Here is a 12,388-nt window from a genome sequence, read left to right on the forward strand (position 1 = left end):
GGGGGGGGGGTTGTTCATCCCCCACTGATTATTAGCCCTCACCAATCGGGGGCTTACTGCCCGTTAATGCGGAATAAAATGTCATATGAGGTTTCTCATCTCTATAATAATTTAAACGGTCTTGCAGTGTCCCTGAGTGAAACTCAAATTTATGACCGTCAGGATCAACAAAGTATATAGATTCACAATCTCTGATATCACGTTCTCTTCCTTGTAAAATATGAACATCATTTTCTTCTAATCGCTGTATTAAACATTCAAAGTCTTCTCGTTCAATAGAAAATGCTATGTGCGTATAGGATTGATGAATCTCATTTCTCGGAATATGCGCCTCTTCATTAAGCGCTATCCATACTCCACATATGTTAAAATAAGCTAACTTGCTTCCTTTAACTAATAATTCTCCTTCTAATACTTTTTCATAAAACATAATAGAGTTTTCTAAATTAGATACCGAAAAACAAATATGATTGATTCCCCTTAACAACTATAATTCCTCCTTATACAAATAAAAGATGAGCGAAAATTCACTCATCTTTTATTATACTATTTTTTTGTAATATATGCCCATTTATAACTGAAGTCCCCACCAAACGTATGATTAGCAATACCTTTTACAAATGGCTTCTCTAAATAAGCTGTACTTTGTTGGTACGTAGGAGAAATTGCTGCGTCTTGACCAATTAAGATTTTTTCAGCTTCCGCAAGTGCATTCCAGCGTGCTTTATCATCTTTTAATAGCTCTCCTTTTGATTTCGCTACTAAATCATCATACTTCGGATTAGAATAATCCATTTCATTAAATGAGCTTCCAGTAACAAACATATCAATATAAGTCATTGGATCCGGATAATCAGGGCTCCATGCAGATAATGAGAATTCATATTGGAATTTCTTTTCTAAATCTAGCTTCTGCTTATATGGTTGCTGTTTCAAATTCACTTTAATACCAGGCAAGTTTTTCTCTAGTTCTTCCTTAATAAAGTCGCCCACTTTTTTACGGCTACCGTTATCATCGTTTAGTAATTCAACCGTAATTGTATCTTGACCAAGCTCTTTCTTAGCTTCTTCCCATAATTTTTTTGCTTTCTCTGCATTATCTTTACTATCACGGAAATTTTTATTTACAGTACGGAAATCTTTTCCATCCGGACCTGTCGTGAATTTTTCAGGTACTAAGAAATATGCTGGCAATGAACCATCATTTAAAATAACATCAGCAATTCCTTTTTTATCATATGCTAGATCAATTGCTTCACGTACTTTTTGGTTTTTAAATGTTGCATTTTTTTGGTTAAAACGCAAGAAATACATACGTGGATCTAACTTCGTTTTAAATTCATCTGGCTTATTCTTTTTATATTTATCAACAAATTCAGAAGTTAAAATAACTCGATCTGCTTGATCACTATCATATAAATTTACTCCCGTGCTTGTTTCCTTCACAATACTTACATTAATTTCGTCTAACTTTACAGTATCTTTATCCCAATAATTAGGGTTTTTCTTCAATTGATAATTTTGTTCATGTTTCCATTGACTCATTGTAAATGGCCCATTATATACTAATTTATCTGCTTCTAATCCGTATTTATCTCCTTGCTCTTTCACATATTTTTCATTTAATGGGAAAAATGTAGGGAATGATGTAAGCTCAAGAAAATAAGGTGCTGGTTGCTCTAATTCTACTACCAACGTTTTATCATCCTTCGCTTTAACACCCAATTGATCTGATGGTAATTCTCCTTTATTTACTTTCTGTGCATTTTTCACATCAAATAAAATGAATGCATATTCTGCCGCTGTTGCTTTATCTAATGTACGTTGCCATGCATATACAAAATCTTGTGCTCGAACTGGATCACCATTTGACCATTTCGCATCACGCAATTCAAATGTATATGTCTTTTTATCTTCACTAATCTTCACATCTTTTGCCATGCCTGGTGTTGGTTTATTATCTTTATCTAGACGATATAAACCTTCCATTGCATTTACAAATACACGGAAAGATACAGAATCCGTTGATTTAGATGTATCCATTGAAGGAATTTCAGCTGTTTCTAGTAAATTTAAAACTTGTTTATCTGCCATTCCCTTATTCGATTCTTTCTTCGTTGTCGAAGCCTTCTCACCATTCCCACATCCTGCAACCAATACACTCGTCGTTAATGCAAGTGCAGCAATTGTTGTTGTCTTTCTCTTCATTCTTCCTTCCCCCAATCTATATGTATAAGTTAAATCCTATATAATATATTTTATTATACAAAAGATTCTGATTATTTTAAATATTTATTTTGACAAACATAAAAAAAGCGGTTAGAAATTTCCTTCCAACCGCTTTTTTGAATAGCATTTACTTGTAATCCATCCTCTATATCAAATGGATTTTGAACCTTAAATATTTCGTCCATCATCTTCAAAAACTCTTCTTCAGTTTTAGATTCACCATTAACCGTAAGTGAGTATGGTTCCACTTCACCCAATTTATAATCGACAACAAATTGAATCGCCACCTTTTGCCCTGGCACCTCGGCGTTATATCCTTGGAATTCTACTAATTCTAACCCTTCCGTTCCACGATAATATATCCAACCTGAATTTTGAAAATAATTTTCGAAAGATTCACCTATTGAAAAGAAAGGATATTCATAAAGCGAGCTTGTACGAACCTTTTGAATAACGTCTCGATCAGTCGGAAAAAAGAAATGACTAAAAAATATGCTAGCAACTGCTAAAATAGTAACAATTGTCGCTCCCATTTTGCTCGTTCCGCCACTATCATGAATGAGATAGTTTTCAACTGATTTATCTTTTATTTCTCTTGCTTTTATTCGGTATATACGTCTTTCCGCAAATTGATAGTATAATCCATTTGAAAAAATCCCCATTCCAAACAGAATAAAAATGAGTAATAAAAACGTAAGAGGCACCATATTAACGATTGGCAATGCTACATTAAATCCCATATAATACGAAAATGCATCACACGCTATTAATAACAACATAAATAAAGCAGCTGGTACATAATACTTACGATATCCTAGCCAGCCTATATTGAAAATAGTAGCCCAACCATTCCAGCTCCACCTAGCAATCCGCTTATTCTCAAGCTCCCATTTCCTTTTGTAATACGGATATTGTCTCCCTACATATACTTCTAGTTCTTTATCTATTAACGAGCTACCTTCATCTTGTTCATTATCCAAGTTTCGCTGACAACTTGCACAATTTAACTGTTCCTCCTCGCAAGGTTGCCCACAATTTATACATTTCAAAACAATCCCTCTTCCCATCCATTCGTCATTTCAAAATACCTTCGTGTTTTAATAACCACTCTTTCCTCCATAAACCACCGGCATATCCAACAAGCTTTCCACTCTTTCCTATTACACGATGACATGGAACGATTATTGAAATTGGATTCCGACTATTTGCCCCTCCTATTGCCCGTACAGCTTTTGTATTTCCAACCTTCTCTGCAATATCCAAATATGAAGCACTTACGCCGTATGGAATAGTATAAAGTGCATCCCATACATTTTTTTGAAATGCTGTCCCCTCAGCAGACAGCGAAACCGTAAACTCTTTTCTTTTCCCTTTAAAATATTCATCTAACTCATTTATACATTGTTCTATCATTTCATTTTTATTTTCTTCTTGTCGTTCATCAACAAATATAACAGACGTAATTCCTTCTTGATTCGCTGTAATTTCAAGCAAACCTACTTCGCTTTCATAATAAGCCTGGTACATATGTCATCCTCCAATTCGGTTCATATTAGTCATTGTAACACGAATAAACAAAATTTTTCGTATAAGCGTTTTATTAGAGAAACAAAAAAGAGAATGGTAAAATATAAGAAAATTCAATCAAGGAGGCTATTTGATGAATTCCAAGCTTTTTTCACCTTATACAATTAAGAACGTTACACTAAAAAATCGTATCGTTATGTCACCTATGTGTATGTATTCATCGGGGAATGAGGATGGTAGCGTTACGAATTTTCATCTCATTCATTATGGAACTCGCGCTGCTGGCCAAGTAGGTTTAGTTATGGTTGAAGCAACTGCGGTGTTAGCTGAAGGACGAATTTCTAACAAAGACTTAGGCATTTGGGATGACAACCTAATTGAAGGCTTACATAAAACGACTACTTTTATACATGATAACGGTGCGAAAGTTGCCATTCAACTCGCTCACGCCGGAAGAAAAGCTGAATTAGATACGAATGCTTTCGCTCCTTCTGCAATTCCTTTTAATGATACGATGAAAATACCAGTAGAAATGAATATACAGCAAATCAAAGAGACTATATTAGCTTTTCAGAAGGCCGCGTTACGTTCAAAACAAGCCGGATTTGATGTTATCGAACTACATGGTGCTCACGGTTACCTTATTAATGAATTCCTATCACCACTTACTAATAAACGAACGGATGAATACGGCGGCTCACCTGAAAACCGATATCGTTTCTTACGCGAAATCATCGACTCTGTAAATGAAGTTTGGGACGGACCAATATTCGTTCGTATTTCAGCAAATGATTATCATCCTGACGGGCTTACAGTTCAAGATTATGTTCAGTATACAAAGTGGATGAAAGAACAGGGAATAGATTTAATCGATTGTAGTTCTGGTGCAGTTGTACCAGCACATATTGATGTGTATCCTGGTTACCAAGTACAATACGCCAAACATATTAAAGAGCATACTAAGATTGCAACTGGTGCAGTCGGATTGATTACGACTGGGTCACAAGCAGAGCAAATTTTAAATAATAACGAAGCAGATTTAATTTTCATCGGACGTGAATTACTTCGCAATCCGTACTTCCCAAGAATAGCGGCCAATGAACTTGGCTTTGAATTGCAAGAACCTCACCAATATAAGCGAGCACCAGGAAAAATGCATACGAATAAATAAAACCGAGAAGTCATTCTTCTCGGTTTTATTTATTCTATCGTTGTAATTTCATTTGAATTATAAGTATGGATACCCGATTCTTCTCGCAGCGCGGTTATATACATCCCTTTCGCCACATCTTTAGCTGAAATTGGTTTATACTTTTTGAAAGCCCCTTTAAAAATAAAAGGAATAATACGAGATAACTTTTCAGCCATTCGTTCGCCGAAACGAAATTCTTGTCGGTTTCCTACTAATAATGATGGTCTAAAAATGTGAATACCACCGATCACTAACTTTTGCAATTCTTCTTCCATTTTTCCTTTCACTTGTGAATAAAAGAAAAATGATTTAGGATTCGCTCCCATAGAAGACACAACAAGGAAATTTTGCACCCCTTGTTTTTCAGCTAAACAAGCAGCTCGTAACGTATATTCATAATCTACTTTTTTAAAATTTGCTTTTGTTTTTGCTTTTTTTATTGTTGTTCCTAAGCAACTAAAAACATCATCCACAGCAAAGAACTCTTTATATTCCTCTAATACCGAAAAATCAACTTGTTTCTGCTGTAACTTCTCATGTTGCAATTGCATTGGCTCTCTTACAAAAATAGTAACCGAATCGTAGTAATCTGATTCAAGTAATAGACGCGTTATCTCTTGTCCAACTAAACCACTTGCACCAAGTATTAACGCTGTTCGCTTATTCATATATGCATATACCTCTTATTTTACTTTTCTCTCCTTCAGTAAAATACAACCTTTAGGAGTTTCCTGCTCTTATTTTACCACAAGTAAAACACTATGCGTACGCATAGTGTTTTACTCACTCTTTTTTCTCATCTCTCTCTTGTAATTTCGTTATTGTTGTAGCGTCCCCTAAATTACTTATTAATCTTCTTAAAAAAATTAATACGAAAGATAATGGCAATACTACCGCTAATATTAATAAAATAGCTTCCATTAAGTAACCCAAGCGCTCATCCCCCTCTTTAACCTCCTTTTCAATATATGAAAACAGCGTTGTCACATATGCATGCATTTGCAAAAATAATACACTTATATTTGACAACTTTATAACAAAAACAAATCGGAATGATTATTATTTATTGCAACTTTATTAAAGATGTATTATACTAAGTTCGCAAACTAAAACGTAATTATTCCGTTTTGTATTAAAATGATATTTTTCTTCTATAATTGGGGAAAATATATCCGTAAAAAAGAAAAGAGGAGAACTTCATGCCTAAAAGATTGACTATATTTTCATTCTTACTTATTTTTACCTTAATTTTCGCTGGCTGCTCAAATAAAAAAGAAAGTAATGCCAAGAAAGATGGAAAGCTAACAGTTTATACAACAATTTTCCCACTTGCTGATTTCGCAAAGAAAATCGGTGGCGACTATGTAAATGTTGAAGCAATTTACCCACCTGGTGCAGATTCACATACATTTGAACCAAGTCAAAAACAAACAGTACAAGTTGCAAAAGCCGATTTATTCGTTTATAACGGCGCTGAATTAGAACCATTTGCTGAAAAAATGGAAAAAACATTACAAAAAGAAAATGTTAAAATTGTAAATGCATCTAAAGGTATTGAGCTTCGTGCTTCTACTGAAGAAGAGCATCATGATCATGGAGATGGCCATAAAGAAGATGAACACCATCACGATAAAGACCCGCATATTTGGTTAGACCCTACTCTAGCAATGAAACAGGCAGAAAAAATTAAAAATGCACTTGTAGAATTACAACCTGAACATAAACAAGAATTCGAAAAAAACTTCGCAGCACTTCAAACTAAATTTACTGATTTAGACGATCAATTTAAGGCAGCTGTAGCGAACGCAAAAACGAAAGAAATTTTAGTTTCTCATGCTGCCTATGGTTACTGGGAACAACGATACGGCCTAAAACAAATTCCTATCGCTGGAATTTCAGCTTCTGATGAACCATCTCAAAAACAGCTTGCTGATATTACAAAAACAGTAAAAGAACATAATCTAAAATATATTTTATTCGAAACTTTCTCTACTCCAAAAGTAGCATCTGTTATTCAAAAAGAAACTGGTACAAAAGTTTTACGCTTAAATCACTTAGCTACTGTTTCTGAAGATGATGCAAAAAATAATAAAGATTACTTCACTTTAATGGAAGAAAACGTAAACACATTGAAAGAAGCAACAAACTAATCCATTATATTTTCTAGGCAGCTGAATCTAGTATTCAGCTGCCTTTTTATGTATTTATCCTTGACTTGACCAAAATAACAAGTAAAATTATCCATATTAGCTTTAAAGCTATATTAATTTAGAAGGTGAGTTGGAATTATGAATCTTCACATTTGTGAAGTAACAGCAAAAAATTGGCGTTCAGTAGTTGCTTTAGACGTCGCAAAAGATCAGCAACAATTTATTGAAAGTAACGCGTTTTCTTTAGCAGAATCATTATATGAAGGAAACGGAACGTCAGTAGGTTTATATGATGGAGAAACACTTGTAGGTTATGCAATGTATGGATGGTATTCAATAAAACATAAAAGCGTATGGCTCGATCGCTTTATGATTGACCAACAATATCAAGGGAAAGGATACGCAAAACGTTTCCTTCGCTTACTCATTCAATTCTTACAAGAAAAATTTGAATGCAAAATAATTTACTTAAGTTTACATCCAGACAACAAACTTGCAATGGGACTGTATGAATCATTTGGTTTCCGATTAAATGGTGATATTGATGATGAAGGTCCAGTTGTAGGTGTTGTAATGGAGTTACTAATAGACGAAAATACAAGCCTGTGAAAACAGGCTTTTTATTATACATGTATCAATTTTTAGTTTCTTTCCCTTATTTAATTCTGTTTTGTAATCTAATAGAATGCTCATAAAAAATAAGCCTGCAATTTACGCAGACTTATTTCACACACTCTTCAAAATGTTCTTGGAACCACTCTTTATTAATATCTCTTCCGATGAAAACTACTTCACTTATACGCTTTTCGCCCTCTTGCCACTCTCTATCGTACGAAGCGGCAAATAACGTATGTACACCTTGGAAAACGATACGTTTATCTACTCCGTCTATCGATAAAATTCCTTTGTAACGATATAAATATTCTCCTAGCTCTTGAACGACAGCTGACATCCACTCATTAAGCTTTTGTAAATCCAGCGGACGTTCTTCACGTAATACAAATGATTTCACACCTTCTAAGTGATTATGTTCTTTATGAGGGTAAATTTGCAACGTATCTTTCGTTTTAAACGTTTGGATTTGTAATAAAGATGGTATATCTACCTCACAGTTAGTCGCCTCGATTAACTTTGCAGTCGGGTTAATTCCTTGAAGTTCATGCAAGAGATTTTCTTTCTCACTCTCTTCAATTAAATCTAATTTATTTACTAAAACGACATCAGCAAACGCAATTTGCTCTTTTGCTTCTAATCCTTTTTCAAAATGTTTATGTATATGATAACTATCTACCACTGTTACAACACCGTTAATTTGGTAAGCAGATTGAATGACTGGATCTAAAAAGAATGTTTGAATAATCGGCCCTGGATTTGCAAGGCCAGTCGTTTCAATTACTAAACCATCAAAATCCATTTTTCCTTCTGCTTTTACGTCCAGTAACTGTTTTAAAGCAACAAGTAAATCTTCACGTACAGTACAGCATAAACAGCCATTTGTCATTTCCATAATTTCTTCTTCTACATTCATAATCAACTGATTATCAATGCCAATTTGCCCTATTTCATTTACAATCACCGCTAATTTCTTACCGTGATTTTCTGATAAAATACGATTTAATAAAGTCGTTTTCCCTGATCCAAGAAAACCAGTTAATATTGTTACTGGAATCATTCCTTACATCTCCTTATAGCTATATGTTTCTACATTATAGCATATAGAGAAAATCATTTTTTTAGCAAAACATATTTATTGTATGTACACCCCCCAAACTATATAATAATACGTAGTAAGAAAGCCTTTTCAAAATAATAATTATTCATCAAGGGGGTACTTATAATGGAACGAGTTCAAATGAATGAAACGCTAGAATTCTCTCGTATTATTCAAGGATTTTGGCGTTTAGCAGAATGGAATATGACGAAACAAGAATTACTTTCTTTCATTGAAGATTGTATGGATATGGGAATTACTACTTTTGATCACGCTGACATTTACGGCGGATATACGTGTGAAGGATTGTTTGGAGAAGCTTTACAATTAAAGCCTTCCTTACGAGACAACATGCAAATTATTACAAAGTGTGGAATCGCTCCCCCATCACCGAAATTTCCAGAGCGATATGTTGCTCACTACAATACTAGTGCAGAGCACATTATTCAAAGTGCTGAAGCATCACTAAAAAATTTACATACAGATTATATTGACGTATTACTTATTCATCGTCCCGATCCTTTTATGGATCCAAATGAAGTGGCAAAGGCATTTTCACAATTAAAACAAGAAGGAAAAGTTCGTCACTTCGGTGTATCTAACTTCTTACCTTCACAATTTAATATGTTAAGTTCGTACTTAGATTTCCCGCTTATTACGAACCAAATTGAAGTTTCTGCATTGCAGCTTGAGCATTTTGAAAAAGGGACAATTGATTTATGCCAAGAAAAACGAATCAATCCAATGATTTGGTCACCTCTTGCTGGTGGGGAAATTTTTACTGGTCAAACCGAACGTGCCGTACGTGTACGCGAAACTATGCAAAAAGTTGCTACTGAGCTAGGTGTTTCTAGTATCGATACGGTTATGTATGCTTGGTTACTTGCTCATCCAGCTAATATGATGCCAATCGTTGGCTCTGGTAAATTAGATCGCGTAAAAACGGCCGCTCTTGCTACAAACGTTAACTTAGATCGTCAACAATGGTTTACAATTTTCGAAAGCTCTAATGGACATCCTGTACCATAATACACAAAAAGAAGAGCTGTTTCTTTACAGCTCTTCTTTTTTATATGTATTTCTCGTCATTGCAAATACACACATATCCCTTAATCCATTTCCATCTACCGCAACACTCGCACTTTCTAACGTACCTTCTAACTTAAAGCCTAATTTCTCAGGTATCGCTCTACTCTTCTTATTTAAAGAATCACAACGAATTTCTACACGGTTTGCTTTCAATTCAGAAAAAGCGTAATCCGTTATACCTTTCGCAGCCTCTACCATATAGCCTTTTCCGCTAAACCTTGTATCAATCCAATATCCGATTTCAAATTGAGGTATATCCCAATTAATACGATGTAATCCGGCTGAAGCAATAAATTCACCTGTTTCTTTCGAAAATACTAGTAATCTTAAATCCTCACGTTGTAAAAATTGAATATGCGATTTTCTAATACTCTCTTCTATTTCTTCCTCTGTTTGCTCTTTTTGTGCAAAAACCATCCAAGGTTTTAGTTCTTGTATTGAAGCTTGAATTGCATCATATACAACTTTACCATCTCCTGGTTTCGGCATTCGAATAAAAAGCCTGTCAGTATAAAATTCAGAAGGAAAATCGAATAATAACGGATTCACTGTAAACACTCCCTATAATTCTTTTATATATAATAATATCCATCTCAAGTTATATAGTAAAGAATTTTCTGAATTAAACACATTTTACTCATTCACTTCCATCGCTACACGAATTCCAGATTCAATCGCACCTTGAATCCATCCGTGATATAGCGTTGTATGATCTCCAGCGAAGAATATTCTCCCCTCTGGTTTGACAATCACTGGTTGTAGCTCAGATTCTTGACCTGCTTGAAAAAGCGCAAATCCTCCAAGCGCATACGGATCCAATGTCCAGCTTTTTGATATTCCAGATATGAACTCATCATACACTTGACCACCTAATATTGTTGCTAAGTTGTGTAAGGCGTAATAAATACGATCGCCTTTTGATAAACCATCCCATAACAATGCGTCATAAGACCATGTATAGCTACCTAACATCATAGCAGGTCCTTTTTCTCCAATTCCATAACTTGGATAATAGGCATAACGAATTGGCAAATCTGTTATAATTCTGCCACCTAATTGTCCTTGTTCTTCCCAAAATCGGCTTTTAAATTGAATTCCTATTTTCGTCGCAGGCATGTAATGTAATTCACGAATTGCTTTCCATTTTTCATGAGATATAGAATCAAACGGATCTACTTCTACAAAGCGCATTGTCGAAAACGGGATAGTAACAATAACTAAATCTCCTGTAATACTACTATATTCAAAAGTTTCCTCGTTCCGATAGAAAGCTGTCACACCATTATCGTGTTGATGTAACTTCATTAATTTTTGATTATATATAATATTTTCTTCTAATTGCGGTAAAAATGACTTTGGTAATCTATCATTCCCGCCCACAATTTCACAAAATCCGCTCTCCTCTTGCATAATGTATAGAAAGCGTAAAGTCTCTACAAACGACCGTTCTAAAAAACCTTCTAGATCTAATAGAACACCGATCATCTCAATTGTTACTGGCGAAAAGTAAGTATTATACTGATAAGGATGATACTTCAAAAATTGTCCTGTGGAATATCTCCCAAAATCCTTCACTACAACATCCCAATTTTTCTCTGGATTTCTTTTAATAAAATTTATTATCGGCTGTACTGCTAGTAACAATAGTTCTTCAGACGTTTTTCCCACTTCGTTCATTTCCACGGGATACCTTAAAATACTCGGATCCTTTTCATATTGTTTCAACGTCGTTTTCCGTCCATTTACATAGATAATATCCGTCTCATTCCTATTAATAAAAGGACTCACCTGTAGCCCAAACTTTCTTATATATGCCATCGTTAATGTATGTGTATACGGAATTCTCATTGCTCCGACATCTAAATATAATCCGGTATCTTCCATTCTAACTGTCTCTATACGGCCACCTACCCGGTTGTTTGCTTCAAAAATTTTCACATCATGTCCTGCAGCCTTTAATAAAGATGCTGAAACTAATCCAGCCATACCAGCTCCCACTACAATAATTTGTTTTGGACTTATCGTCTTCCTCAATCCTTTATCTATAACTTTTAACGCTTCATCCATTTCAGTGTTATACATTATATCTTTCTGCACAATTCCACCCCTTACTTCATCAAATAGACGTTAGTGGTTTAGTGCATTTTATTCATAGATCCCCATAAACATAACACTATTGCAATTTGAATATTCACTAAAAGTACATAAGAGACAGATTTCATATTTCTTTATGCCTCGTATAATATAACAACCGCAACGAAGGAGTGACTAAAAAATGAAACATACTTATGATTACCACGCTACAAAAAAGCATTTAGAATTAAAGAAACAAAACTTATGTAAAAAACTTAGCAATATGACACTATCTGAAAAAGAACGTGAACAGCTAAAATGTGAAATTGACAACTATGAATATATTTTAAATCTGGTCGAAATGAATCATTATGAACGCGGATTTTCTCGTTAAAAACGGAAATAGAATTATCCGCT

At 34.5% G+C, this 12,388-nt stretch carries 14 protein-coding genes; 5 read left to right on the plus strand and 9 right to left on the minus strand.

Translation table 11 applies throughout. The annotated features are described in order from the left end of the window. Positions 1 to 31: 31 nt before the first annotated feature. From fosB to MR170_RS12925, 4 genes are all read right to left on the minus strand, one after another. Positions 32 to 487 (minus strand): FosBx1 family fosfomycin resistance bacillithiol transferase, encoded by a 456-nt coding sequence (gene fosB / locus MR170_RS12910; protein WP_016081961.1) that lies wholly within the window; start codon positions 485 to 487, stop codon positions 32 to 34. A gap of 59 nt (positions 488 to 546) precedes the next feature. After that, on the minus strand, positions 547 to 2,208 hold the full coding sequence (locus MR170_RS12915; protein ID WP_016081962.1) for a peptide ABC transporter substrate-binding protein: 1,662 nt from the start codon (positions 2,206 to 2,208) through the stop codon (positions 547 to 549). Positions 2,209 to 2,279: 71 nt separating this feature from the next. Then, positions 2,280 to 3,278 (minus strand): DUF2628 domain-containing protein, encoded by a 999-nt coding sequence (locus MR170_RS12920; protein ID WP_016081963.1) that lies wholly within the window; start codon positions 3,276 to 3,278, stop codon positions 2,280 to 2,282. Positions 3,279 to 3,303: 25 nt separating this feature from the next. After that, positions 3,304 to 3,756 carry a methylated-DNA--[protein]-cysteine S-methyltransferase gene (locus MR170_RS12925; RefSeq protein WP_016081964.1) on the minus strand — a complete coding sequence of 151 codons (453 nt, stop codon included), beginning with the start codon at positions 3,754 to 3,756 and terminating at the stop codon, positions 3,304 to 3,306. 133 nt (positions 3,757 to 3,889) lie between these two features. On the opposite strand from MR170_RS12925, the gene namA reads away from it, so the two are divergent. After that, positions 3,890 to 4,927, plus strand: a complete 1,038-nt coding sequence (namA, locus tag MR170_RS12930) for an NADPH dehydrogenase NamA (protein WP_048565058.1) — start codon at positions 3,890 to 3,892, stop codon at positions 4,925 to 4,927. 29 nt (positions 4,928 to 4,956) lie between these two features. Here namA and MR170_RS12935 read toward each other — a convergent pair whose 3' ends face one another. Beyond that, on the minus strand, positions 4,957 to 5,616 hold the full coding sequence (locus MR170_RS12935) for an oxidoreductase (RefSeq protein ID WP_001042736.1): 660 nt from the start codon (positions 5,614 to 5,616) through the stop codon (positions 4,957 to 4,959). Between the two features lie 115 nt (positions 5,617 to 5,731). After that, positions 5,732 to 5,881, minus strand: a complete 150-nt coding sequence (locus MR170_RS12940; RefSeq protein WP_000540932.1) for a hypothetical protein — start codon at positions 5,879 to 5,881, stop codon at positions 5,732 to 5,734. Positions 5,882 to 6,147: 266 nt separating this feature from the next. Here MR170_RS12940 and MR170_RS12945 point away from each other — a divergent pair, with 266 nt between their 5' ends. Both MR170_RS12945 and MR170_RS12950 read left to right on the plus strand, forming a co-directional pair. After that, positions 6,148 to 7,098, plus strand: coding sequence for a metal ABC transporter substrate-binding protein (locus MR170_RS12945; protein WP_048565059.1), 951 nt, complete (start codon positions 6,148 to 6,150; stop codon positions 7,096 to 7,098). Between the two features lie 138 nt (positions 7,099 to 7,236). Beyond that, a complete protein-coding gene (locus MR170_RS12950; protein WP_226603195.1) occupies positions 7,237 to 7,707 on the plus strand; it encodes a GNAT family N-acetyltransferase in 471 nt (156 codons plus the stop codon). 112 nt (positions 7,708 to 7,819) lie between these two features. On the opposite strand, the gene MR170_RS12955 is transcribed toward MR170_RS12950, so the two are convergent. Beyond that, entirely contained in the window at positions 7,820 to 8,770 is a 951-nt protein-coding gene (locus tag MR170_RS12955; RefSeq protein WP_242308387.1) for a CobW family GTP-binding protein, read from the minus strand. Between the two features lie 165 nt (positions 8,771 to 8,935). On the opposite strand from MR170_RS12955, the gene MR170_RS12960 reads away from it, so the two are divergent. Continuing rightward, positions 8,936 to 9,838: an aldo/keto reductase gene (locus tag MR170_RS12960; protein WP_242308388.1), complete on the plus strand. Its 903-nt coding sequence runs from the start codon at positions 8,936 to 8,938 to the stop codon at positions 9,836 to 9,838. A gap of 24 nt (positions 9,839 to 9,862) precedes the next feature. Here MR170_RS12960 and MR170_RS12965 read toward each other — a convergent pair whose 3' ends face one another. Then, positions 9,863 to 10,447 carry a GNAT family N-acetyltransferase gene (locus MR170_RS12965; RefSeq protein ID WP_016081970.1) on the minus strand — a complete coding sequence of 195 codons (585 nt, stop codon included), beginning with the start codon at positions 10,445 to 10,447 and terminating at the stop codon, positions 9,863 to 9,865. Between the two features lie 84 nt (positions 10,448 to 10,531). Beyond that, complete coding sequence (locus MR170_RS12970; protein WP_016081971.1) at positions 10,532 to 11,995, minus strand: flavin monoamine oxidase family protein; 1,464 nt, start codon at positions 11,993 to 11,995, stop codon at positions 10,532 to 10,534. 178 nt (positions 11,996 to 12,173) lie between these two features. Between MR170_RS12970 and MR170_RS12975 the strand changes: the two genes are divergently transcribed. After that, positions 12,174 to 12,365, plus strand: coding sequence for a DUF3896 domain-containing protein (locus MR170_RS12975; RefSeq protein WP_000683366.1), 192 nt, complete (start codon positions 12,174 to 12,176; stop codon positions 12,363 to 12,365). Positions 12,366 to 12,388: the final 23 nt, after the last annotated feature.

This window comes from Bacillus cereus group sp. BfR-BA-01524, from assembly GCF_022662595.1.
Classification (GTDB): Bacteria; Bacillota; Bacilli; order Bacillales; family Bacillaceae_G; genus Bacillus_A; species Bacillus_A thuringiensis_S.